Source organism: Aeromonas sp. 11P (genome assembly GCF_051920165.1).
GTDB classification, from domain to species: Bacteria; Pseudomonadota; Gammaproteobacteria; order Enterobacterales; family Aeromonadaceae; genus Aeromonas; species Aeromonas veronii.
Map to the genome: position 1 here is coordinate 3,538,859 of NZ_JBQBDJ010000004.1, position 23,621 is coordinate 3,562,479.

Sequence of the window (23,621 nt, forward strand, 5' to 3'; positions counted from 1 at the left end):
AGCCCATAACGCTAACGCCTACTCAGGGGAGAGATATATGAAAGCCCAAGCCGGGATCTGCGCAGAGCCCAATCTGCACGCCCTCTATCTGATGTTCAATCGCACCGGCGATGCCGCCGAACTGGTCGGCCGTCTGGCCAAATTGCCCGCCCTGTGGCAGGCGGTCGCCGCCGATTTCCCCGAGGCCGGTTTCAGCGGTCTGGTCGCCGTCGGCGCCGACGCCTGGGATGGTCTCTACCCTGCCGCACGTCCGCCCCAGTTCCGCAGCTTTATGGCGCAATCCGCCAACGGTCAGGAAGCCCCCAACACCCCGTTTGATCTCTTTATTCAGCTGCGTGCCGATCGGGTGGATGTGCTGCACCACGCCGGTCATCGCGTGATGGCGCTGCTGGCCGGACTGGTAGAGCTGGCTGAAGAGGTGCGCGGTTTCCGCAATCTGGATTGCCGTGACCTGACCGGTTTCGTCGACGGTACCGAGAACCCGCAGGATGAGCATCGCGCCGAAGTTGCGCTGCTGGCGGAAGGCGAGTTTGCCGGTGGCTCCTACATCCACGTCCAGCGCTGGGTCCATGCCATGAGCGACTGGGAGAAGCTGGCGCAGAAAGAGCAGGAAGACATTATCGGTCGCACCAAGCCCGACAACATCGAGTATGAATCTGCCGCCAAGCCGCTGACTGCGCACATCAAGCGGGTCAACCTCAAGACGCCGAAAGGGGAGTCCATGGAGATCCTGCGCCAGAGCATGCCCTGGGGCACCATGACCGAGCAGGGACTCTACTTCATCTCCTGCTGCCGCACCCAGCAGCACTTCAACGCCATGCTGGCCAGCATGTACAAGGGGGAGGGCAGCCACTTCGACCACCTGCTGCGTTTCACCAAGGCAGTGACTGGCGCGGCCTTCTTCGCCCCATCGGAAGGTTTTCTGATGGCGCAGGGCAAATAAGCCCGCCTGACGAAGACTCAGAAAACAAAAATCCCGGCCTTGGCCGGGATTTTTCGTTCTGGCATGACCGCTATGATGCGGTGGCGGCCATTACGGCGTCTGTTCGAACAGCTCGAGGGCGGAGAGGTAGAGCTCTTCGATATCGGTGTCGCTGGTCGGGGTGATGAAGATGGTGTCATCACCGGCGATGGTGCCGAGGATCCCCTCTGCCTTGCCGAGGGAGTCGAGCAGGCGGGCGATCAGCTGGGCTGCGCCCGGGCTGGTGTGGATCACCACCAGTGCGCCGTTGTGATCGACATCCAGTACCAGATTCTTGAGCGGGCTGGAGGTGGTGGGCACGCCCAGTTCCACCGGCAGGCAGTAGACCATCTCCATCTTGGCATTGCGAGTGCGAACGGCGCCGAAGCGGCTCAGCATGCGCGATACCTTGGACTGGTTGATGTTCTCGAAGCCCAGCTCTTGCAGGGCGGTGACGATTTCTGCCTGGGAGCCAAAGCGCTCTTCTTTCAGCAAGGCTTTAAAGGCCTTGGCCAGTTTTTCTTGCTTGTCGTTGTGTTTCATCTTGGTCTCACGAATGAGGAGGTGTGGCGGCCTGTGCGATACAGGCGGCAGATACGAACAGCGAGGCCATTTTGCATTCATATGCCGTTTTTTGCAAGGAAGCGGCGCTTGTTCTGCATATTGATTCAAAAATGGCTTGCATCAACCTTTATTAGGGATAGAATCGGGATGAAATTTTGAAAACTTATTCAATTGGGCTGTATGGGTATTGAATTAATAGGCATCGAGAAGTCTTGGCACAAGGTGCCGGTTCTGCAACAGGTCAGCTTTCGGACATCCCCCGGTGAAACCTTGGTGTTGCTGGGCCCGAGTGGTGCTGGCAAGAGTTCCCTGCTACGGATGATGAACCTGCTGGATACCCCGGATGCGGGTGTTCTGCGGATTGGCGAAAGTGAATTTTCTTTCCCGAACTCCCTCTCTGCTGCCGAATTCAACCGCCAGTCTCAACTGCTGCGTCGCAAGGTGGGGATGGTGTTCCAGCAGTACAATCTCTGGCCACATCTCACTGTGATGGAGAATCTGATTGAAGCGCCGGTCAAGGTGCTTGGCATGAGCAAGGAGGCCGCCATCGAGAAGGGGGCCTATCTGCTGGCCCAGCTGCAACTGGCCGACAAGCGCGATGCCTGGCCGGCACGTCTCTCCGGCGGTCAGCAGCAGCGGGTGGCCATTGCCCGTACCCTGATGATGGACCCGGAAGTGCTGCTGTTTGATGAGCCGACTGCAGCCCTCGATCCCGAGATCACCAAAGAGGTTGCCGAGATCATCCGCAACCTGAGCCAGACCGGCATTACCCAGGTGGTGGTGACCCACGAGGTCGACTTTGCCCGCAAGGTGGCCAGTCAGGTGATTTATCTGGAGAAGGGGCGGATCATCGAATCCGGCACCGCCGCCATTTTCCAATCCCCGCAAACCAGCCGGTTTGCCGAATTCTTGATGCATTGATATTGAATCGATAAGGAAGCTGTCATGAAAAAGAGTCTGTTGTTGGTTGCTGCCATGGGCCTGTTGAGTACCTCCGTCATGGCCAAAGAGATCAAGTTCGCCACCGAGGCCACCTACGCACCGTTCGAATACCTGGATGACAAGAACGAGTTTCAGGGTTTTGACATCGATCTGGCGCGAGCCATTTGCGAGCAGGCCAAGTTGGAGTGCAGCTTCCACAACCAGGCCTTTGACAGCCTGATCCCCAGCCTGAAATTCCGTCGCTACGATGCCGCCATCGCCGCCATGGACGTAACCCCTGAGCGCTCCGCGCAGGTCGACTTCTCTGACATCTACTACGAGAACTCGGCAGTATTCGTCGCCAAGAAAGGGGCCTTCAAGGGGCCGGAAGAGATGGTCGACAAGACAGTCGGCGTGCAGAACGGCACCTCTCACCAGTCCTATCTGGTGGATAACTGGGTGAGCAAGGGTCTGCTGACCGTGCCGTACGCCAGCTACCAGAGCGCCTTCCTCGACATGATGAATGGCCGTACCGACGGTGTGTTTGCTGATACCGCCGTTGCTGCCGACTGGCTCAAGCAACACAAGGAGTATGCCGTGGTGGGGGCGCCGGTGACCGATGCCAAGTACTTCGGTACCGGCTTTGGCATTGCGGTCGCCAAGGGCAATCAGGAGCTGCTGACCCAGCTGAACAAGGGGCTGGCCGAGATCAAGGCCAACGGCACCTATCAGAAAATCTTCGACAAATACTTCGCGCAGTAAGCCATGTTGAGCCTGTTGTTGGATGCAGCCTGGATGACCCTCGGGCTGGCCTTGGCATCACTGGTCGGGGGCATGGTATTGGCACTGGCGTTCAGTGCCGCCGAGCTCAGCAAGCAGCGTGCGCTGGTGTGGCCGGTGGCCACCCTGACCACGCTGATCCGTGGCCTGCCCGAGTTGCTGGTGGTGCTGTTCATCTACTTCGGCTCGACCCAGGTGCTGTTCCTCATCACTGGCGAGTATGTGGAGTTCAGCCCGTTCGCCTGTGGCGTGCTGGCGCTCTCCCTGCTGTTCGCCAGCTATGCGACCCAGACCCTGCGGGCGGCGCTCAATGCGGTGCCTGCCGGGCAACGATTAGCAGCACTGGCGCTGGGGTTGAGCAAGAGCCACATCTTCTTTCGCATCGTGTTGCCGCAGGCGTGGCGTCATGCCCTGCCGGGCCTCGGCAACCAGTGGCTGGTGTTGCTGAAAGATACCGCGCTGGTGTCGCTTATCGGGGTCAACGAGATGATGCGTCAGGCCCAGATGGCCTCGGCCAGTACCTATGAGCCTTTCACCTGGTATGCCGCCGCCGCCCTCATCTATCTGGCCATCAGTCTGGTGAGTGAATATTGCCTCGGGCTGGCTGCCCGCTACACCCGCCGCTACGGAGGCTAACTGATGCAAGAGTATCTCGTTACGTTGCTGGGCGGTCTGGTCACCACGCTGGAGCTGACCCTGTTCAGCCTGCTGCTGGGGATTGTGCTGGCGGCCCTGATGACCTGGGTGCTGGAGCTGCGCCTGCCGGTGGCGACCCAGCTGGTGCAGCTGTGGGTCTTGCTCTTTACCGGCACGCCGCTGCTGATCCAGATCTTCCTCATCTACTACGGGCCGGGCCAGTTCGAGTGGCTGAAAGCCAGCCCGCTCTGGCCGCTGCTCAAGCAACCCTGGTTCTGTGCCGTGCTGGCGCTGGGTCTCAACACGGCGGCCTACTCCACCCGGTTGTTCAAGGGGGCGCTCGATGCCATCCCGGCCGGTGAAGTAGAGGCGTGTCGTGCGCTTGGCTTTAACGGCCGCCAGACCTTGTGGATGAAAGTGCGCCACGCCGCCCGTCATCTGGTGCCTGCCTACTCCAACGAGGTGATCCTGGTGCTCAAGGGGAGCTCCCTCGCCAGTACCATCACCATCATGGACATCATGGGGCTGGCGCAGGGGTTGAACGCCCAGACCTACGATACCCTGGCGGTGTTCGGGGTGGCTGGTGGGCTTTATCTGGCGATGAACGGATTGTTAACAATTGGTTTTCGCTGGTGTGAAAAACGGGCGTTGGCATTTCAATCCTGAAACCTTCACAACTACCTCTTTATGGTAAGGAGATGTGCAGAAAAACTGTGCTTCTCCTCCAATTTTTTGTATTTCCCTCCAATTTTTGCTCCCGCGTGTTTCGTGGCTCACAGAACCCGTGACTGCAACTGTTATCAGATTGTTTTTTATGGGGGGATCCATTAAGGTTGGGCGCACAACAAGAAACAACCTTAAACCTACGCTTAAACATGGAGTTGATCATGAAAGTTGCCGTTCTGGGTGCCGCTGGTGGCATCGGTCAAGCCCTCGCTCTGCTGTTGAAAAACCGTCTGCCGGCTGGCTCCGAGCTGAGCCTGTATGACATCGCCCCGGTCACCCCGGGTGTGGCCGTTGACCTCAGTCATATTCCTACCGATGTCGCCATCAAGGGCTTCTGCGGTGAAGATCCGACTCCTGCGCTGGTTGGGGCCGATGTGGTGCTGATCTCCGCCGGTGTGGCACGCAAGCCGGGGATGGATCGCTCCGACCTGTTCAACATCAACGCCGGTATCGTCAAGAATCTGGTCGAGAAGTGCGCGGCCACTTGCCCGAAAGCACTGATCGGCATCATCACCAACCCGGTCAACACCACCGTTGCCATCGCTGCCGAAGTGCTGAAGAAAGCCGGTGTCTATGACAAGCGTCGCCTGTTCGGCGTTACCACCCTGGACGTGATCCGCGCCGAGACCTTCGTGGCCGCCGCCAAAGGGCTGAACATCGACAAGGTACGCGTCAACGTGATCGGTGGTCACAGTGGCGTCACCATTCTGCCGCTGCTCTCCCAGATTGAAGGCGCCTCCTTCACCGCTGAAGAAGTGGCTGCCATGACCAAGCGCATCCAGAATGCCGGCACCGAAGTAGTTGAGGCCAAAGCCGGTGGCGGTTCTGCCACTCTCTCCATGGGTCAGGCGGCTTGCCGTTTTGGTCTCTCCCTCATCAAGGGTCTGCAGGGCGAAGCCAACGTTGTCGAGTGCGCCTACGTGGAAGGCAACGGCGAGCACGCCACCTTCTTCGCGCAGCCGGTACTGCTGGGCAAGAACGGCGTCGAAACCGTACTGGATTACGGCAAGCTGAGCGCGTTCGAGCAGGAAGCGATGGAAGGCATGCTTGCTACCCTGAAAGCCGATATCCAGCTGGGTGTCGATTTCGTCAAGTAAGCGGGTCAACCGTGCCAACAAGGGAGCTTCGGCTCCCTTTTGTATTGATGAGATCCACCCGGCAGGCTAAGGGGATGGGGGTTGGTGCCGATAACAGAGTGCAGCAGGAGATCCTTATGATGAAACCCCTTACCCTTCTCGTTCTTGTCGGTGCATTCACCGCGCCCCTCTATGGTGCCGAGGCGGTATCGGCTGCCGTATCAAGCGATGCGCCAGCGGTCAGTGCCTCGATGCCGACTGCAAGCAGTGCTGCGGTGGCAACGGCGCCTGTCTCTGCCGCCACTCCCAATCCCAATCCCTCTGAGGCTGTCCCTGTCTTGCTTCCGGCCGAGCCGGTCACAGCCGTTGCCAGTAGTGGCGAGGGGGCCGCGCCGCTGCCAAAACCGGCGGAACCCGCCGCTGTGGTGGCGCCTCCCGCACCTCTGGCCGCTGGCGAGTTGCAGGCGGTGCCGCTCTATCGTCAGGACGAGCTGCTCAACTGGATTGAGCAGGGGCGCCACCTCACTCAGGTTAAACAGGATCGCTGTCAGCTGACTCAGGATATCGAAGCACGCGCCTCGGTGATGAAGATCCCGGCCTATCAATTCCTCTGGGGGGATATGCTGGCGTGGGGAGTCTGTACCAAACCCAATGCCGAGATCGGGGTGCAATATATGTGGGAGGCGGCCAATCAGGGGTTAGCACCGGCGCTGGAGCAGTTGGGCCGCTACTACTGGAAAGGAACTTTAGTGCAGAAGGATCTGGTGCGAGCCGAGACCCTGATGCGCGAGGCGGCCAGCCTCGGTTTTCTGCGGGCCCGCATCGAGTGGGTCGAGATGCTGCTGCAGGGGATGGGCAGTCCGCTCGATTATGAGGACGCCTATCGCTGGCTCCATGGCTCCGTCATCGGTGACAAGGCGCTTCACCAGAAGGCGGCGAGTCTGCTCAGCCGTCTTGGCAACCGGATGCCGGCCAACGTGGTGGCCCGCGCCAAGGCGATGCACTGATCCAAAAAAATGACCCACAGATCTGCACCTGTGGGTCCGGTTCCAGCCGCCGTGCCATGACAGGCCGGAACCTCCCTCTGTTATATGGCCGCCCGCGCCTTAGAGATCTTGGTGGGGGCCAAAAACTTCGTAATGGAGCTGCCCCGCTGGCACCCCAGCAGCCAGCAGCTGTCGCTTGATCTCCTGCATGAAGCCGACAGGGCCACAGAAGTAGTAGTGGGCCTCTGGCGTGATGCGCTCCTTCACGGCAGTCAGATCCATGGTGCCTGACAGATCGTAATCTTGACCCTGCACGTCACTGGCTTCCGGCTCCCGATACCAGACCCGGCTCAACAAGTTGGGATGCTGGCGGGATTTTTGCTGAATATCCTCCCGAAAGGCGTGTACAGCACCTTGTTCGCAGGCGTGCAGCCAGGTGATATCGGCCTGATGGCCGCTCGCCAGCAGCTGGTTGAGCATGCTCATCATCGGCGTCACGCCGACACCGGCGGAGAGCAGTACCACCGGGGTCTGGCTGTCGGCTTTCAGGTAGAAATCGCCGGTGGGGGGCATCACCTCGATCTTGTCACCCGCCTGCAGGTGATCGTGCAGCAGATTGGAGGCCTGACCCTGCGGTTCACGCTTGACGCTGATGCGGTAATCCTGCCCGTTGGGGGCATCGGAGAGGGAGTACTGGCGGATCTCCTGATATTCCAGCTCGGGGTGAACCAGCTTGACGCTGAGGTATTGGCCCGGTTTGAAGGTCAATACCGGCTTGCCATCTTCCGGCGCCAGCAGGAAGGAGGTGATGGGGGCGCTCTCGGCCCGCTTCTCCTTGATGATGAAGGTGCGGGTACCTTGCCAGCCGCCATCCTGATTGGCCTTCTCCTGATAGATCTCCTGCTCGCGGCCGATGAAGATGTCTGCCAGCACGCCATACGCCTTGCCCCAAGCCTCCAGCACCTCGTCGGTGACCGCACTTCCGCCCAATTCTTTGAGCGTGGCCAAGAGATGACTACCTACAATGTGATATTGTTCCGGCTGGATCAGGAATCCGGTATGTTTGTGCGCAATCCGCTCGACTGCACCGGCGAGCGCTCCCAGATTGTCGATATTCTTGGCATACGCGGCGACTGCATTGAACAGGGCCAGCGGCTGGCCGCCACTTCGTTGGTGGGCCAGGTTGAAGATATCTTTCAGCTCCGGGTTATGGCTGAACATCCGCTGGTAGAAGTGCTGGGTGAGGGCAGGGCCTGCCGATTCGAGCAGCGGAATGGTGCTTTTGATGACGGCAACGGTGGTTTGATCTAGCATAGGGGCCTCGTTCTAATTGAACATATAAAATGTCATTTAATAAGTGGCATCCTAGATGTTTATTTGATTTGAATCAATACTCCACTTTTCGCATCACGCTAATCAGGTTTTATGAGACTAACCAGTTATACAGATTTCGGATTGAGAGCCCTGCTCTATCTTGCCACCCTGCCGGAAGGGGAGTTGTCGAGCGTTGCCAAGGTATCGGCCCTGTATGGCGTTTCCCGCAACCACATGGTGAAGGTGGTCAATCAGCTGGTGAAGCTGGGCTATCTGCAATCCCAGCGTGGCAAGAATGGCGGTATTCGCATGGCTTGCGATCCCGCCACCATCAATATCGGGCAGGTGATCAGGGCGCTGGAAGGCAATCTGGACGGCATTGACTGCGGCTCGCCCGCTTGCCACATCGTCTCTGTCTGTCTGCTCAAGAGTGCGCTGAAAGAGGCGATGGATGCGTTTCTGGCGGTGATGGACAGCTATACGCTGCAAGACCTGCTGGCCAACCGTGACGAGCTACAGAGGGTGTTTGGCGAGTTGATCCCGACGCTGGTGCTGGAGCCGGATGATGAAGATGAACAGTAACGATGAGCAATAGAACAGGGCTGCCACTGGCAGCCCTTTTTCAATCTTGTGAATCCGACTCCGCCCGGTACGATGCTGGCATGATCCGCGCCATCTTGACCATGTTGTTCTCCACATCGAGGATCTCGATAGGATAACCGGCCAACCGGATCCCGATGTTGGGCTGGGGGATCTCCTCCAGATATTCGAGGATCAGGCCGTTGAGGGTACGCGGGCCGTCGATGGGCAGGTGCCAGTTCATCTCCTTGTTCAGCTCACGAATATTGGCTGAGCCTTCGACCAGATAAGAACCATCTGACTGGGGATGGATCTCGTCGCTCGGTGCAGGCGTCATGGAGGTGGTAAAGTCGCCCACAATCTCTTCCAGAATATCGTCCAGAGTGATTAGCCCCTGAATATCGCCGTATTCGTCGACGATCAGGCCAATTCGCTCCTTGTTGCGCTGGAATTTGGCCAGCTGCACGTTGAGCGGCGTTCCTTCCGGAATGAAGTAGATCTCGTCCACTTCCCGCAACAGACTCGATTTGTTGAACTGGTCCCTGGCTACCAGCCGCAGGGCATCGCGCGCGTGTAAAAATCCGACAACGTCGTCGATATTGTCGCGATAGAGCAGGATCTTGGTGTGAGCGCAGTGGGCCAGCTGGCGCTGGATGCTCTTCCAGTCGTCGTTGATGTCGATGGCGTAGATATCGCTGCGCGGCACCATGATGTCCTCGACCAGCATCTTGTCGAGATCCAGAATGCTCAGCAGCATCTCCTGATGACGCTGGGGGATCAGGTTACCCGCCTCATTGACGATGGTGCGCAGCTCCTCGGTGTTGAGGGAGTCATCCTTGTTGGGATTGATCTTCAGCATCTTGAGCAGGCCGCTGGTGATGCCGTTGATCAGCCAGACCAGCGGCGAGAGCGGCACCATCAGCCCCTTGAGGATCCAGGAGGCGGGATAGGCGATCTTCTCCGGAAACATGGCTGCCAGGGTCTTTGGCGTCACTTCACCGAATACCAGCACCACCAGGGTCAGGCCGAAGGTGGCGATGGCGACCCCGAGATCACCAAACAGCCGGATACAGACGATGGTGGCGATGGCGGAGGCGAGGATATTGACCAGATTATTGCCGATCAGGATCAATCCCAGCAGGCGATCGGGGCGGGCGAGCAGTTGTTCGACGCGACGTGCGGCTTTGTGTTTGGTCTGTGCCAGATGCCGCAGTTTGTAGCGGTTGATGGACATCAGGCCGGTTTCGGCACTGGAGAAGAAGGCGGAAAGAAGGATCAAGATAACGAGAACAATCAGTAATGTACTCGTTGAGATGCTGTCCAAAAAGGGCTCCTGTTGGATGGTATGGCTAAAAGAGTATAGGTGTCAGCTCAGCAGCACTTCTTTGACGAAGCGGCTGCCAAAGTAGGCAAGAGTCAGGATGAAGCTGCCGATCAGACTGAGTGTGATGACTTTACGGCCGCGCCAGCCATAGGTGTGATGACCCCACAGTAGCAACACGTAAACACACCATGCCAGGATGGAGAGCACTGCCTTGTGAGACTTGCCCTGGGCGAACATATCTTCGAGGAAGAAGAGGCCGGAGGCGATGGAAAGTGTCAGTAGCAGCACCCCTGCAGAGATCAACTGAAATAGCCGTTTCTCCACTGTCATCAATGGCGGCATGGCTGGCAGGTTGCTGATTTTTCTCGATTTAAGCTGCTTGTCCAGACAGGCGAGCTGCAGCGCGAACAGACAGGCGATCATCAATACCGAGTAGGCCATCAGGGCGAGGCCGATGTGCAGCAACAGCTGGGGATGGGCCTCCAGATGGGTTATGTAGCGACCCGGGATCAAGGCGCTGGCAGCCAGCAACAGGGCCGAGAAGCTGTAGACCACCGGCAGTAGGATCCAGCCGTTGAAGCGGCGGGTTACGCAAGTCATGAAGCAACTGATAATAAGGCTGACCAGCGAGGCAACGTTGAGCATGCTCAGGTTCTGGCCGTAACTCTGCAATACCTCTGAACCGAGGGCGCTGGCGTGGGCGATCAGGGCCAATCCGATACAGGCAAACAGGGAGCGCTGTCCCACCGGCTTGGCGCTCAGTAACAGATGCAGGGAGGCGATGATGGCCAGCAGATAAAACGCCAGGGCCAGAACAGAGATTACGATCATAACCAGGTCGTTGTTGCACAAGCTTTTGAGGGTAAGAGGGGCAGTATACCTTGCACGAGAAGTGCTCGCCAGTTGTGCAACGGCCGATCTGCCCATATATAGGGAGAAGGTCCCTGCTGCTGCGGTGCGGTGAATAATCGTCCTCGCGCCCGCTCTGGGTTATAATGCCCCCAATTTATTACGCCAAGAACCGGAATCCGTCATGTTTGAGAATTTGACTGAACGACTCTCGCGCACCTTGCGCAATGTCAGTGGCCGTGGTCGCCTGACCGAAGACAATATCAAGGAAACCCTGCGTGAAGTCCGCATGGCGCTGCTCGAGGCGGATGTCGCCCTGCCGGTCGTGCGTGATTTCGTGGCGCGTGTCAAAGAGCGCGCAGTCGGGCAGGAAGTGGCCAAATCCCTGAGCCCGGGCCAGGCATTCATCAAGATTGTGCACGGTGAACTGGTCACCGTGATGGGGGAGGCCAACGAACAGCTCAACCTGGCTGCCCAGCCGCCCGCCATCATCCTGATGGCCGGTCTGCAGGGTGCTGGTAAGACCACCACGGTTGGCAAACTGGCCAAGCTGCTCAAAGAGCGCAGCAAGAAGAAGGTGCTGGTGGTCAGTGCCGACGTTTATCGCCCTGCGGCGATCAAGCAGCTGGAGACCCTGGCGAGCGACATCGGCGTCGACTTTTTCCCGAGCGATGCCAGCCAGAAGCCGGTCGACATCGCCACCGCCGCCATCGTTCAGGCGCGCAAGAAATTCTATGACGTGGTGATCGTCGATACTGCCGGTCGTCTGCACGTTGATAGCGAGATGATGGCCGAGATCCAGGATCTGCATGCCACCATCAAGCCGGTCGAGACTCTGTTCGTGGTGGATGCCATGACCGGTCAGGATGCCGCCAACACCGCCAAGGCGTTCAACGAAGCGCTGCCGCTCACCGGTGTCATCCTCACCAAGGCGGACGGCGACGCCCGCGGTGGTGCCGCACTGTCGGTGCGTCACATCACCGGCAAGCCGGTCAAGTTTATCGGTATGGGTGAAAAGACCGATGCGCTGGAGCCGTTCCACCCGGATCGTCTTGCCTCCCGTATCCTCGGTATGGGCGATGTGCTCTCTCTGATCGAGGAAGTCGAGCGCAACGTCGATAAAGAGAAAGCGGCCAAGCTGGCCAGCAAGGTCAAGAGCGGCAAAGGCTTCGATCTGGAAGATTTCCGCGAGCAGCTGGCCCAGATGCGCAACATGGGCGGCATGATGGGGATGCTCGACAAGCTGCCCGGCATGTCCGGTCTGCCGGATAACGTGAAAGATCAGATGGATGACAAGCTCACCGTGCGGATGGAGGCCATCATCAGCTCCATGACGCCGAAGGAGCGCGCTCACCCAGATCTCATCAAGGGCTCACGCAAACGCCGTATCGCCGCAGGTTCCGGCATGCAGGTGCAGGATGTGAACAAGCTGCTCAAGCAGTTCACCGAGATGCAGCGCATGATGAAGAAAATGTCCGGCAAGGGCGGCATGCGCAAAATGATGAGCCAGATGAAGAACATGATGCCCCCCGGTTTCGGTGGCGGTCGCGGCCCGTTCTGATCCGGCCTGCGTGTTGATGGGGGTCTGCAGTGGCAGGCCCCTTTTCATTGCCGCTCTGCGCAAAAAATGGCTGGCTTGGTTGCAATTATTACGAATCCAAGTAGAATTACGCGGCTTATTTTAAGCTAGGGTCCGCGTGTTTGCGGGCCTTGTTCATTAGATGTTAATGAGGACGATATGGTAACCATTCGTTTACAACGTGGTGGCGCGAAAAAGCGTCCGTTCTACCAGGTAGTAGTTTCTGACAGCCGTTGCGCCCGTGACGGTCGCTTCATCGAGCGCGTTGGTTTCTTCAACCCGGTTGCTGCTGGTCAAGCTGAAAAGCTGAACCTGGACCTGGCTCGTATCGAGCATTGGGTTGCTACTGGTGCCGCTGTTTCTGACCGCGTTGCCAAGCTGATCAAAGACGCTAAAAAAGCTGCTTAATCAGCCCAACGGTAAGGAGTTAAGGTGGAAAAACCTGTAGTTCTGGGCACCCTGGGTACCGTTTATGGCATCAAGGGCTGGCTTAAAGTGAACTCCTTCACCGATGTTGCCGAAGCGATTTTCGATTACAACCCCTGGCTGATTAATCAGAACGGGGCGTGGCGTGAAATTCGGGTCTCATCCTGGAAACGTCACAACAAGGGTCTGATTTGCAAACTCGATGGTATCGATGTGCGCGAAGATGCCCTGGCATTGACCAATGTCGAGATTGGCGTACCCGCCGATCTGTTGCCTGCGTTGCCTGAAGGTGAGTTCTACTGGCGTGACCTGATTGGTTGCTCCGTGGTGACCACCAAGGGATACGACCTGGGCAAGGTGACCGAATTGATGGAAACCGGCTCCAACGATGTGTTGGTGGTTGAGGCCAATGTAAAAGATGCCTTTGGTGCAAAGGAGCGGTTGATTCCGTTCCTGGAAGAGCAGGTGATCAAGAATATTGATCTGACTGCTCGAACAATCGAAGTTGATTGGGATCCTGGTTTCTAGTTTCCCGCGCTAACACGGGTGCCGGAGGTTTCTTATGTGGATTGGGGTCATTAGCCTCTTCCCTGAAATGTTCCGAGCCATTACCGAGCACGGGGTAACGGGTCGGGCCGTCAAGAGTGGCCTGCTGCAGATTGAGTGCTGGAACCCCCGGGAGTTTACTCACGATAAACACCGTACGGTCGATGATCGTCCTTATGGTGGTGGGCCCGGCATGTTAATGATGGTTCAGCCGCTGCGTGACGCGATTCATGCAGCCAAGCAAGCGGCGGGAGACGGGGCGAAAGTCATCTATCTCTCTCCTCAGGGACGCAAGCTGACTCAAGCGGGCGTAACCGAGTTGGCGACGAATCAGAAACTGATTCTGGTAGCCGGTCGATACGAAGGTATCGATGAACGCGTGATACAAACCGAAGTCGACGAAGAGTGGTCTATCGGGGATTACGTGTTAAGTGGTGGCGAGTTGCCTGCCATGACCCTGATCGATGCGGTTTCGCGTCTGGTCCCCGGGGTTTTGGGCGATCAGGCCAGTGCCGAGCAAGACTCCTTTACGGATGGCTTGCTGGATCATCCCCACTACACTCGGCCGGAGGTGTTGGATGGATTGGCGGTGCCCGAGGCGCTGACAAGCGGCAATCACGAAGTGATTCGACGCTGGCGTCTCAAGCAGTCGCTCGGACGAACCTGGCAAAGAAGGCCGGAACTTATTAACAACCTAGCTCTGACTGACGAGCAAGAATCACTTCTTGCCGAGTATGTCCGCGAAGTGCGTGACAGCGTTAAGTAGAGTTTTCAGTTTATCCTAGGTAAGGAAAGACAATGAGCAAGATTATTCAGCAGCTTGAACAAGAGCAACTGCGTACCGACATCCCGGCTTTTGCCCAGGGCGACACTGTACGTGTTCAAGTTCGTGTTAAAGAAGGTGGTAAAGAGCGTCTGCAGGCTTTCGAAGGCATCGTTATTGCCAAGCGTAACCGCGGTCTGCACTCTGCTTTCACCGTTCGCAAGATCTCCAACGGCGAAGGTGTTGAGCGTGTATTCCAGACTCACTCTCCGCTGATCCACAGTGTAGAACTGAAGCGTCGTGGTGATGTTCGCCGCGCCAAACTGTACTACCTGCGCAACCTGTCCGGCAAAGCTGCTCGTATCAAAGAGAAGCTCAACTAATTCGATTCGAATTGGTGTCGGTATGTCGGCAAATAGCTCGACAGGTAGTGAAAAGGCTCGCCAATGGCGAGCCTTTTTTGTATCCGTTTATTGGCTCTCTGGTTGCCGTTACTGGATCACTCGTACCACCGAGTTGTCACGCCCGAAAGGGCCAGGCACATAGTCGTCCGCAGCCCAGTCATTCTCGTAGAGGGTTTCCCCTGCCGGAGTGATGAGCTGGTAGCAATATTCAAAGTACCCCGGGCCGTCGGTCGGCAGATTGAGGGTGGCTTTGAACTCGCCGCTCTTCATGCGTTTCAGCTCGACCGGTTGCCACTGGGTGAACTCGCCGATCAGCATCACCTGTTCCGCTCCTGCAGCCGCCTCTTTCTCGACGGCAAAGGTCACCTTGACCTCGGGCTTGGACTTCAAAAACTGTTTGATCAGTGGCATGACGCCTCCTTGTCTGTGAGTTAAAAATGGCTCCTGTCTATTTTTATACCACCATATGACAAAGATGTTGATAAGGCAGATCAAGTCGGCAAGGCAAAATAGCGTTGCAGCAAACTGTGGGTAAAGTCGATCTTGAGATAGAAGCCGCGGGGCAGGGTCATGATGGGTTGACCATCGCGGCCGATGGCGCGAGTCAGCGCCTTGTTGTTGGCCGCCTTGGGCCGGAGTTGCATCACCTGGCCGTGGCGTGCGCTGATCTGCTCCACTTCTCCCAGCACTATCATGTCCATTAGCTCCTCCCAGTCCTGACGCAGTAGCCGATCTTCCTCTTCATTCGGGCTCCACATCAGCGGCATGCCGACCCGCCGCTCACCAACCGGGATCTCGCGACTGCCTTCCACCGGGATCCAGAGCACCCGGGATAGCTTGTTGCGCACGTTGGACTCCTCCCAGCGCTGGCCGCTGACGCCGATCAGCGGAGCGACGCAGACGAAGGTGGTCTCCAGCGGTTTGCCTTGAGGATCCACGGGGATCGTCTTGAGTTCGATCCCCAGCTCCGGGAAGTCCTGCTCCGGCTTGCTCCCTGCGCTGGCCCCCAGTTGCAGCTCGATCAACTGACCGACCCACCCCTTGTCACGGCGCAGGTCTTTGGGCACTGCGACACCAGCCTCGGCGGCCAGCCAGCGTGAAGCCGGCCATGGCATAGGCGCGGCTCAATAACTCCTGCTCGGATTGGGGATTGCTTGGCATAGTTGGCTCCATCTTGCTCGCCATATTCTAACAGGGGAGGATCCCGAGAAGGATTGCTGTTTTTATAACCGATCCTGAGTGGATAAGATCAAATGCAGAGAATTTGGGGGCTATCAGTTCATCATTATGATTTTAAAGGGTTTTGTCTATTTTATCGAGCAGTAAGCCAGGTCTGCTTTGACCTCTAAATAGTTGTCCAAGGGTTTGTGCATGATGTTACACACAGTTATCCACAGAAATCTTGGATAAGTGGATGAAAATGGTTGGAGTCGCTGATATGTTACAAAAAATTGTGAATGCCACCCCATTTTTACAGGGTAAACGGGGTAGATATTGTGCCACTCCTGTGGATAATTTCGCCGCGGTGGATCTTTGAGCAGTTGAACTTGTTCACAATCCGGATCATGGATCTGACTCTTGGGGGAACATGGATCTAGATCCAGTTGTCTTATCTCAAGTTTATAAAAAATAATGATTTTTTATATTTTATGTCGCGTGGTGATACGGAGGGTCACTTTTCGCGTACAGTTAAAAAGTACTGTATATACCCGTTTGCTAACAGCTTTATGCACAGCCTGGGTGGGCAACTTGGGGGCGCGGATCCTTGGATTTGTTTATAAGTATGTTTGAAATCGAAAGTTATTCATGAAACAGGGGATTCACTCCTTGTTTGCTGCCACGGAGTGAATGTGGAACAATCTCCTTATAGATTCAGCCTTTATAAGGTGATCACGTGATTGATGGCGACGGATTTCGTCCCAATGTCGGTATCGTGATCTGTAACCGTGAAGGACAAGTGTTGTGGGCTAAACGCTATGGGCAGCACTCCTGGCAGTTTCCGCAGGGGGGGGTTGATGATGGTGAAACGCCAGAGCAGGCCATGTATCGAGAGCTGTATGAGGAGATTGGCCTCAAGCCCGAAGATGTGACCATCATGGCCACCAGTCGTAACTGGCTAAAGTACCGTTTACCCAAACGTCTTGTCCGCTGGGACAGTTCACCGGTCTGTATTGGCCAAAAACAAAAATGGTTCCTGTTACAGCTGAATTCGGGCAAGGAGTCGCGGATCCAGTTCGGCTGTCATGGCCATCCCGAATTTGACGACTGGCGTTGGGTCAGCTTTTGGTACCCGGTGCGTCAGGTCGTCTCGTTCAAGCGGGAGGTTTATCGCCGGGTCATGAAAGAGTTTGCCCCGCTGGCGATGCCGGTGCCGGCAGTGCAGGTCAACAAGAAGGATGGGCGGCGCAATCGCGCCCGTTAAGGAGCACAGATTAGTTGTTAACGGAACTGAGACGAATCGTCGAGAGCATGGCCGAGGCCAATACCCTCGAGCAGGCCTTGCAAGCATTGGTGAGCCAGACCCGGCACGCCATGGCAGTGGACTGCTGCTCCGTCTATGTCTCGGAACCCGAGGTGCGCCGCTATCGCCTGGCGGCTACCGACGGCTTGGCGCCGTCCGCAGTCGGCAAGGTGACCCTGCCCTACGAGCAAGGCATCGTCGGTCTGGTGGGTCAGCGGGAAGAACTGATCAACCTGGCTGATGCCCCCGCGCACCCCAGTTTCAAATTCCTGCCCGATGTGGCCGAAGAGGCGTTCCGCTCCTTCCTCGGCGCTCCCATTATGCACCAGCGTCAGGTGGTTGGCATTCTGGTGGTGCAGCAGAAGGAGAGTCGCCGCTTCGATGAGGGGGAAGAGTCCTTCATGGTCACCCTGGCGGCCCAGTTGGCGGCGAGGATCGCTCAGGCGCAGGCCAAGGGGTGGTTGCAGAAGACCGACTGGAGCAAGCCGCTGCGCGGTATTGCCGGTGCCAGCGGCATTGCCATGGCCAAGGCCTGGGTGTGGCGGCCCCGCAAGGCGCTCTCGTCCATTACCCCGCGCAAGGATGAAGACCATACCAGCCAGTTGGCGCGACTGGAGCTGGCGGTTGAGGAAGTGCGGCACGACTTGGAGAGTCTGGCGCTGCGTTTTCGCGAGAGCTACAGCCAGGATTCGGTGGCGATCTTCGATATCTACCTCCATCTGCTGAACGATCCCGGCTACATCAAGCCTATTCGCAACAAGGTGAGCAAGGAGCACTGGACTGCGGTCTCGGCGGTCAAGCTCATCAGTGATCGCTTGATCGAGCAGTTCAAGGGGATGAAGGATCCCTACCTGCAGGAGCGCTCCACCGACGTGAAGGATATTGCCCAGCGGCTGATCAGCCGACTGGTGCAGAATGAACCGGAACATATCTCCATCGGCGAGCCGGTGGTGCTGGTTGCCGATGAAGTGACCGCCACCATTCTGGCAGAAGTGCCTCGCGAGTATCTGACCGGGGTGGTCTCGCTCAAGGGGGGGACCAACTCCCACGCGGCCATTCTGGCCCGTGCCATGGGAGTCGCCGCCATCATGGGGGTCGATTTGCCCCTTGGTGACATCGGTGGTCGCATGCTGGTCGTCGATGGCTACAGCGGCGATCTCTTCATCGAGCCCAATCAGGTGATCCTGACCGAGTATCGTCAGCTGCTGAGCGAAGAGCGGGCGCTCGATACCCTGGTGCGCAGCGTCGACAACCTGCCATCCGAGACGGCCGACGGCACCAAGGTCTCCCTGTTGCTCAACGCCGGTCTCAGCGCCGATACCGAGATCTCCCTCAATCAGCTGGCGGACGGGGTCGGGCTCTATCGTACCGAGATCCCCTTTATGCTGCAGGAGAGCTTCCCCTCAGAGTGGGAGCAGACTGCCCGCTATCGCGGCATTCTGGAGACCTACCGCAACCGGCCGGTCTGCATGCGGACGCTGGATGTGGGCGGCGACAAGCCGTTACCCTATTTCCCTATCGTCGAGGAAAACCCCTTCCTTGGCTGGCGGGGGATCCGGATCACCCTGGATCACCCCGAACTGTTTCTGGTACAGCTCAAGGCGATGCTGCGGGCCAGTGAAGGGCTGGACAATCTGGCCATCATGCTGCCGATGATCAGTAGCGTCAGCGAAATCAAAGCCTCTCGTCGTCTGCTGGATCAGGCGTGGCGAGAGGTATCGGAAGAGGCGGCGAGCCGCGATGCGGTGATCCGCTACCCCAGCCTCGGGGTGATGATCGAGGTGCCCTCAGCCCTCTTTATCTTGCCGGAGATGGCGCCGCTCATCGATTTCTGGTCGGTTGGCAGTAACGACCTGACCCAGTACCTGCTGGCGGTAGATCGCAACAATTCCCGGGTTGCCAACATCTACGATGCCTTCCATCCTGCGGTGATCCGCGCCCTGCAACAGCTGGTTGATGCTTCCTACCGCTACCAGAAGCCGGTGTCGGTATGTGGCGAGCTGGCCGGTGATCCGGTCGGTGTATTGCTGCTGCTGGCCATGGGCTATCGCCGCTTCAGTATGAACACCCACAACATCGCCCGGATCAAGTACGTGCTGCGTCAATCCACCCTGAGCGAGTTGACCAAACTGATGGCCGATGGCCTCAAACATGACAACCCCCACGTACTGCGCGGCCTGTTTGCCCGCTATCTGGAGGAGCATGGTTTGGGCGGTTTGCTGCGAGCCGGTCATAAATCGAAACAGAGTGATTGATAATCATGCCTTGTCCCTGCTGACGAATGATCGGAAAATGCGGCTTTTATTTTGACTGGGGCCGCATATGCAGCACGATGGATATTGGGTTTTCTCGCAGATTGATCCCGTAGCATTCAGTTTGGGACCACTATCGGTACGCTGGTATGGTCTCATGTACCTGTTCGGTTTTGCGTTTGCCATGTGGCTTGCCGGCCGTCGCGCCGATACACCGAACAGCGGCTGGACCCGCAACGAGGTGTCGGATCTGCTGTTTTACGGCTTCCTCGGGGTGATCCTCGGTGGCCGTGTCGGTTACGTGCTGTTTTACAACTTCGATCTCTTCCTCGCGGATCCGACCTATCTGTTCAAGATCTGGACCGGCGGTATGTCGTTCCACGGTGGGCTGATCGGGGTGATCACCGCGATGATCTGGTTTGCCCACAAGACCAAGCGCCACTTCTTCACCGTGGCCGATTTTGTGGCACCGCTCATTCCGTTTGGTCTCGGTGTTGGCCGGATCGGCAACTTCCTCAACGGCGAGCTGTGGGGTCGGGTCACCGATGTGCCCTGGGCCATCATCTTCCCGGAGGCCGGCCCCGAGCCGCGTCACCCCTCCCAGCTCTACCAGTTCGCACTGGAAGGGGTGGTGCTGTTCATCATCCTCAACCTGTTCTGGCGCAAGAATCCGCCGCGCGGCGCCATCTCCGGCATGTTCCTGCTGTTCTACGGCCTGTTCCGCTTCCTGGTGGAGTTTGTGCGCCAGCCGGACAGCCAGCTTGGTCTCTACTTCCAGGAGATCAGCATGGGCCAGATCCTCTCCACCCCGATGATTATCGCCGGTGCCCTGATGATCTGGGCCGCCTACAAGCGTCCGCAGTTGTTCGGTAATGCCGTGAAGGAGGCGAAATAATGCGAGCTTATCTCGACCTGATGCAGAAAATCCTCGATGAGGGCTCCGTCAAGTCTGACCGTACCGGCACCGGTACTGTCTCCCTGTTCGGCCATCAGATGCGCTTCAATCTGGCGGAGGGGTTCCCGCTAGTGACCACCAAGAAGTGCCACTTGCGCTCCATCATTCACGAGCTGCTCTGGTTCCTCAATGGCGATACCAATACCGCCTATCTAAAGGAAAATGGCGTCAGCATCTGGGATGAGTGGGCCGATGAGAATGGCGATCTGGGGCCGGTTTACGGCGCTCAGTGGCGCTCCTGGCCTGCGGCTGACGGGTCTGTCATCGACCAGATCCAGAAGGCGGTGGATGACATCAAGCACAACCCGGATTCGCGCCGTATCATCGTATCCGCCTGGAACGTGGGTGAACTGGACAAGATGGCGCTGGCCCCCTGCCACGCCTTCTTCCAGTTCTATGTGGCGGATGGCAAGCTCTCCTGCCAGCTCTACCAGCGCAGCTGTGATGTATTCCTCGGCCTGCCGTTCAACATCGCCAGCTACGCCCTGCTGACCCACATGATGGCCCAGCAGTGTGGTCTGGAAGTAGGCGACTTTGTCTGGACCGGCGGTGATGTGCACCTCTACTCCAACCATATGGAGCAGACAGCTCTGCAGCTCTCCCGCGAGCCGCGCCCGCTGCCGACCCTGGTGATCAAGCGCAAACCTGACTCCATCTTCGATTACAAGTTCGAGGATTTCGAGATCGAGGGTTATGACCCCCATCCCGGGATCAAGGCGCCCGTCGCCATCTGATAATAAGGCGCCTCAGGGCGCCTTTTTTATGCAGTTAAATAATTGAAAATTCATTTTATTGATTAATAAGACGGTAGCCAGAGACGAGGAAAACCTGCTTATAGCAGGTATGTTCTATTTTGCCTTCGGTTTTTTCGTTGTATTGAGCAGCAAGAAACGATTTTCCATTGGTTGTTGCAGGATATAGACTCAAACCAAAGCAAAACGGTGGAAAATTTAACCATGAGTGACGTAATCAAAAAGTTCCTGAAGCTGGAGGCTGCCTCCGGAATTATTCTGATCATGGCTGCCATGCTGGCAATGATTTTAGCCAATACCGCGCTGGCTGGCGGGTATCAGGCGTTTCTAGATACGCCGGTGCAGGTGCGCATCGCGGCCCTCGACATCAACAAGCCGCTGCTGCTCTGGATCAACGATGGCTTCATGGCGATCTTCTTCCTGCTGGTTGGTCTGGAAGTGAAGCGTGAAATGCTGGAAGGGGCGCTCTCGACTCGGGTGCAGGCGACCTTCCCGGCCATCGCTGCGGTGGGCGGCATGCTGGCTCCGGCCTTGATCTACGCCTTTTTCAACTATTCGGATGAAGTGGCGCGCGCTGGCTGGGCAATCCCGGCTGCGACCGACATCGCCTTTGCCCTCGGGGTGATGGCGTTGCTCGGCAAGCGGGTGCCGGTGAGCCTCAAGGTATTCCTGTTGGCGCTGGCCATCATGGATGACCTCGGTGTCATTATTATCATCGCGCTCTTCTATACCCAGCAGTTGTCGCTGGAGGCGCTGGCCATCGGTATTCTGGCAACCCTCACTCTGCTTTGGATTAATCGCCGTGGTGAGGATCGGATCAGCCTCTACATGCTGGTTGGTCTGGTGCTCTGGGTTGCGGTGCTCAAGTCTGGCGTTCATGCGACTTTGGCGGGTGTGGTGGTGGGCTTTATGGTTCCGCTTAACGGCAAGCGTTACGCCTCGCCGCTCAAGTATCTGGAGCATCAGCTGCACCCCTGGAGTGCCTATCTGATCCTGCCGCTGTTTGCCTTTGCCAACGCCGGGGTATCGCTGGAGGGGATTGGTCTCTCCTCCCTGCTGAGTCCGGTACCGATGGGGATCATGCTGGGGCTGTTTATCGGCAAGCCGCTCGGGGTGTTCACCATCAGCTGGCTGTCGGTCAAGCTGGGCATCGCCCAGTTGCCGCCCGGGGTCAACTTCAAGCAGATTTTTGCGGTCAGCATCCTCTGTGGCATCGGGTTTACCATGTCGATGTTTATCGCGTCGCTCGCCTTCGAGCACGGTGGGCTGGATTACGGCAGCTACTCTCGCCTCGGGATCCTGGTGGGCTCCACCATGGCGGCGGTAGTCGGCTATCTGGCCTTGCGCATGGCCCTTCCCAAGGGTGAAGGGGAACAGAGTACGGAGGGACTATGAAGCTACATACAGGGTTGTTAATGCTGTTGTTGAGCCCCGCGGCCTGGGCCGGTGGGCTGGAGGATTGCAAGCAGGACGCCGCCTCGGCGAACTGTTCTGCCTATCTGAACGGAGTGGTCGATAGCGCCCTGCTGCTGGGGGACAAGCAGGCCAAGGCGCGCTTTGGCGAGACCTTCTCCGAGCGGGCGCTGAGCAGCCGGGCTGGCGAGATGGTCAAGCGTTCCAACAAGCGTTATTGCGCGGACCGGATGCCTGACAAGGCACGCCTCAAGGCCAGTCTGATGGAGCAGTTTGGCGCGAACAAGGTTGACTCGGTTAGCGATATGTATGACATTCTGGCGGTTGAACTCAGCTGCTACCGGAGTCCGCGTCAAGCGGGAACCCCATCGGATGTCACACCTTAACTACAACCACCTTTACTATTTTTGGATGACTCAGAAGAAGGGCTCCGTTACCCAGGCAGCGGAAGCCCTTTTTTTGACCCCGCAAACCGTCACCGGTCAGATCAAGCTGCTGGAGCAGCGCCTCGGTGGCAAGCTGCTCAAGCGCAAGGGACGCTCCCTTGAGGCAACCGAGCTGGGCCAGCTGGTATTTCGTTATGCCGACAAGATGTTCAGCCTCTCCTACGAGATGCTCGATATCGTCAACTACCGCAAGGAGAGCCAGATCCTGTTTGACGTCGGCATCGCCGATGCACTCTCCAAGCGCCTGGCCAGCCGCGTGCTGCTCTCTGTCATCCCCAATGATGGATCCATCCATCTGCGCTGTTTCGAATCAACCCACGAACTACTGCTGGAGCAGCTGAGCGAGCACAAGCTCGATATGATCCTCTCCGACTGTCCGGTGGACTCCAGTCAGCATGCGGGCCTGCTCTCCAAACGGCTGGGAGGCTGTGGCGTCAGCTTCTTCTGCAAGGCGCCGCTGCCCGAGAAGCCCTTTCCCGCCTGTCTGGAGGAGCGCAAGCTGTTGATCCCCGGTCGCCGTACTGCCATGGGGCGTCAGCTGACCCAGTGGTTCGAGCAGCAAGGTGTCTCCCCCAGCATTCTTGGCGAGTTTGATGATGCCGCCTTGATGAAGGCGTTTGGCTTCTTCAATCAGGGCATCTTCATGGCCCCGACTATCTATCGGGAGGAGATCCTTGAGGGGGAGGGGGTGATGCTGATCGGGGAAACCCAGGATCTGATGGAGGAGTATTACGTCATCTTCGCCGAGCGGATGATCCAGCATCCGGCGGTGAAGCGGATCTGTGAGAGCGATTTTACCTTTCTCTTTTCCGGCCAGGAGAACTTCTCCGCCATCCAGCCGGCCACCCTGTCGTTTTAAAACGACCCGTCACCACGTATCATCGGCGATGAGTGGTAGAGGAGAGATG

General features: G+C 57.6%; 25 protein-coding genes and 1 pseudogene. 20 read left to right on the plus strand and 6 right to left on the minus strand.

Going from position 1 to position 23,621, the window contains the following annotated elements; genetic code table 11:
• Positions 1-37 precede the first annotated feature (37 nt).
• Positions 38-943, plus strand: coding sequence for a Dyp-type peroxidase (locus ACTG1P_RS16405; RefSeq protein ID WP_156853914.1), 906 nt, complete (start codon positions 38-40; stop codon positions 941-943).
• A 90-nt stretch (positions 944-1,033) separates the two neighbouring features.
• Here ACTG1P_RS16405 and argR read toward each other — a convergent pair whose 3' ends face one another.
• Positions 1,034-1,504 carry a transcriptional regulator ArgR gene (argR, locus tag ACTG1P_RS16410; RefSeq protein WP_005340378.1) on the minus strand — a complete coding sequence of 157 codons (471 nt, stop codon included), beginning with the start codon at positions 1,502-1,504 and terminating at the stop codon, positions 1,034-1,036.
• A gap of 201 nt (positions 1,505-1,705) precedes the next feature.
• Between argR and ACTG1P_RS16415 the strand changes: the two genes are divergently transcribed.
• The 6 genes from ACTG1P_RS16415 to ACTG1P_RS16440 all read left to right on the plus strand — a co-directional run bounded on the left by ACTG1P_RS16415 (position 1,706) and on the right by ACTG1P_RS16440 (position 6,671).
• Complete coding sequence (locus tag ACTG1P_RS16415) at positions 1,706-2,446, plus strand: ATP-binding cassette domain-containing protein (RefSeq protein WP_005357971.1); 741 nt, start codon at positions 1,706-1,708, stop codon at positions 2,444-2,446.
• 24 nt (positions 2,447-2,470) lie between these two features.
• Complete coding sequence (locus ACTG1P_RS16420; RefSeq protein ID WP_019445594.1) at positions 2,471-3,208, plus strand: transporter substrate-binding domain-containing protein; 738 nt, start codon at positions 2,471-2,473, stop codon at positions 3,206-3,208.
• Between the two features lie 3 nt (positions 3,209-3,211).
• Positions 3,212-3,862, plus strand: coding sequence for an arginine ABC transporter permease ArtQ (gene artQ, locus ACTG1P_RS16425; RefSeq protein WP_421265382.1), 651 nt, complete (start codon positions 3,212-3,214; stop codon positions 3,860-3,862).
• A gap of 3 nt (positions 3,863-3,865) precedes the next feature.
• Entirely contained in the window at positions 3,866-4,528 is a 663-nt protein-coding gene (gene artM / locus ACTG1P_RS16430) for an arginine ABC transporter permease ArtM (RefSeq protein ID WP_005348902.1), read from the plus strand.
• 221 nt (positions 4,529-4,749) lie between these two features.
• On the plus strand, positions 4,750-5,685 hold the full coding sequence (gene mdh / locus ACTG1P_RS16435) for a malate dehydrogenase (protein WP_005340384.1): 936 nt from the start codon (positions 4,750-4,752) through the stop codon (positions 5,683-5,685).
• Positions 5,686-6,086: 401 nt separating this feature from the next.
• Complete coding sequence (locus ACTG1P_RS16440) at positions 6,087-6,671, plus strand: tetratricopeptide repeat protein (RefSeq protein ID WP_440002315.1); 585 nt, start codon at positions 6,087-6,089, stop codon at positions 6,669-6,671.
• 99 nt (positions 6,672-6,770) lie between these two features.
• Here ACTG1P_RS16440 and hmpA read toward each other — a convergent pair whose 3' ends face one another.
• Positions 6,771-7,964 (minus strand): NO-inducible flavohemoprotein, encoded by a 1,194-nt coding sequence (hmpA, locus tag ACTG1P_RS16445; protein ID WP_440001735.1) that lies wholly within the window; start codon positions 7,962-7,964, stop codon positions 6,771-6,773.
• 111 nt (positions 7,965-8,075) lie between these two features.
• On the opposite strand from hmpA, the gene ACTG1P_RS16450 reads away from it, so the two are divergent.
• A complete protein-coding gene (locus ACTG1P_RS16450; RefSeq protein WP_005340388.1) occupies positions 8,076-8,546 on the plus strand; it encodes an Rrf2 family transcriptional regulator in 471 nt (156 codons plus the stop codon).
• Positions 8,547-8,586: 40 nt separating this feature from the next.
• Here ACTG1P_RS16450 and ACTG1P_RS16455 read toward each other — a convergent pair whose 3' ends face one another.
• Positions 8,587-9,867, minus strand: a complete 1,281-nt coding sequence (locus ACTG1P_RS16455; protein ID WP_005348906.1) for an HlyC/CorC family transporter — start codon at positions 9,865-9,867, stop codon at positions 8,587-8,589.
• Positions 9,868-9,909: 42 nt separating this feature from the next.
• The gene (locus tag ACTG1P_RS16460; RefSeq protein WP_005340390.1) at positions 9,910-10,698 is read right to left on the minus strand and encodes a cytochrome C assembly family protein; all 789 of its coding nucleotides are present in this window, start codon (positions 10,696-10,698) and stop codon (positions 9,910-9,912) included.
• 202 nt (positions 10,699-10,900) lie between these two features.
• On the opposite strand from ACTG1P_RS16460, the gene ffh reads away from it, so the two are divergent.
• From ffh to rplS, 5 genes are all read left to right on the plus strand, one after another.
• A complete protein-coding gene (gene ffh, locus ACTG1P_RS16465; RefSeq protein ID WP_440001736.1) occupies positions 10,901-12,277 on the plus strand; it encodes a signal recognition particle protein in 1,377 nt (458 codons plus the stop codon).
• A 177-nt stretch (positions 12,278-12,454) separates the two neighbouring features.
• Positions 12,455-12,703 (plus strand): 30S ribosomal protein S16, encoded by a 249-nt coding sequence (rpsP, locus tag ACTG1P_RS16470; RefSeq protein WP_005340392.1) that lies wholly within the window; start codon positions 12,455-12,457, stop codon positions 12,701-12,703.
• A 24-nt stretch (positions 12,704-12,727) separates the two neighbouring features.
• Positions 12,728-13,249, plus strand: a complete 522-nt coding sequence (gene rimM, locus ACTG1P_RS16475) for a ribosome maturation factor RimM (RefSeq protein WP_005340394.1) — start codon at positions 12,728-12,730, stop codon at positions 13,247-13,249.
• A gap of 34 nt (positions 13,250-13,283) precedes the next feature.
• A complete protein-coding gene (gene trmD, locus ACTG1P_RS16480; RefSeq protein ID WP_005340400.1) occupies positions 13,284-14,033 on the plus strand; it encodes a tRNA (guanosine(37)-N1)-methyltransferase TrmD in 750 nt (249 codons plus the stop codon).
• A 32-nt stretch (positions 14,034-14,065) separates the two neighbouring features.
• Positions 14,066-14,413: a 50S ribosomal protein L19 gene (gene rplS, locus ACTG1P_RS16485; protein WP_005313505.1), complete on the plus strand. Its 348-nt coding sequence runs from the start codon at positions 14,066-14,068 to the stop codon at positions 14,411-14,413.
• A gap of 108 nt (positions 14,414-14,521) precedes the next feature.
• On the opposite strand, the gene ACTG1P_RS16490 is transcribed toward rplS, so the two are convergent.
• A complete protein-coding gene (locus ACTG1P_RS16490; RefSeq protein WP_005348910.1) occupies positions 14,522-14,845 on the minus strand; it encodes an isoamylase early set domain-containing protein in 324 nt (107 codons plus the stop codon).
• Positions 14,846-14,925: 80 nt separating this feature from the next.
• Positions 14,926-15,595, minus strand: a pseudogene (gene mutH, locus ACTG1P_RS16495) (DNA mismatch repair endonuclease MutH).
• 733 nt (positions 15,596-16,328) lie between these two features.
• Between mutH and rppH the strand changes: the two are divergent.
• From rppH to nhaR, 7 genes are all read left to right on the plus strand, one after another.
• Complete coding sequence (gene rppH, locus ACTG1P_RS16500) at positions 16,329-16,856, plus strand: RNA pyrophosphohydrolase (RefSeq protein ID WP_005340421.1); 528 nt, start codon at positions 16,329-16,331, stop codon at positions 16,854-16,856.
• 14 nt (positions 16,857-16,870) lie between these two features.
• Positions 16,871-19,150: a phosphoenolpyruvate--protein phosphotransferase gene (ptsP, locus tag ACTG1P_RS16505; RefSeq protein WP_440001737.1), complete on the plus strand. Its 2,280-nt coding sequence runs from the start codon at positions 16,871-16,873 to the stop codon at positions 19,148-19,150.
• Positions 19,151-19,217: 67 nt separating this feature from the next.
• Positions 19,218-20,042 carry a prolipoprotein diacylglyceryl transferase gene (gene lgt, locus ACTG1P_RS16510; RefSeq protein WP_042084341.1) on the plus strand — a complete coding sequence of 275 codons (825 nt, stop codon included), beginning with the start codon at positions 19,218-19,220 and terminating at the stop codon, positions 20,040-20,042.
• Positions 20,042-20,836: a thymidylate synthase gene (gene thyA / locus ACTG1P_RS16515; RefSeq protein WP_440001738.1), complete on the plus strand. Its 795-nt coding sequence runs from the start codon at positions 20,042-20,044 to the stop codon at positions 20,834-20,836. The genes lgt and thyA overlap by 1 nt, the downstream gene beginning before the upstream one ends.
• A gap of 222 nt (positions 20,837-21,058) precedes the next feature.
• Complete coding sequence (nhaA, locus tag ACTG1P_RS16520; RefSeq protein WP_440001739.1) at positions 21,059-22,249, plus strand: Na+/H+ antiporter NhaA; 1,191 nt, start codon at positions 21,059-21,061, stop codon at positions 22,247-22,249.
• Positions 22,246-22,653: a hypothetical protein gene (locus ACTG1P_RS16525; RefSeq protein ID WP_019445581.1), complete on the plus strand. Its 408-nt coding sequence runs from the start codon at positions 22,246-22,248 to the stop codon at positions 22,651-22,653. Before nhaA ends, ACTG1P_RS16525 begins: the two co-directional genes overlap by 4 nt.
• The gene (gene nhaR, locus ACTG1P_RS16530; RefSeq protein ID WP_440001740.1) at positions 22,640-23,572 is read left to right on the plus strand and encodes a transcriptional activator NhaR; all 933 of its coding nucleotides are present in this window, start codon (positions 22,640-22,642) and stop codon (positions 23,570-23,572) included. Before ACTG1P_RS16525 ends, nhaR begins: the two co-directional genes overlap by 14 nt.
• The last annotated feature ends 49 nt before the right edge of the window (positions 23,573-23,621 follow it).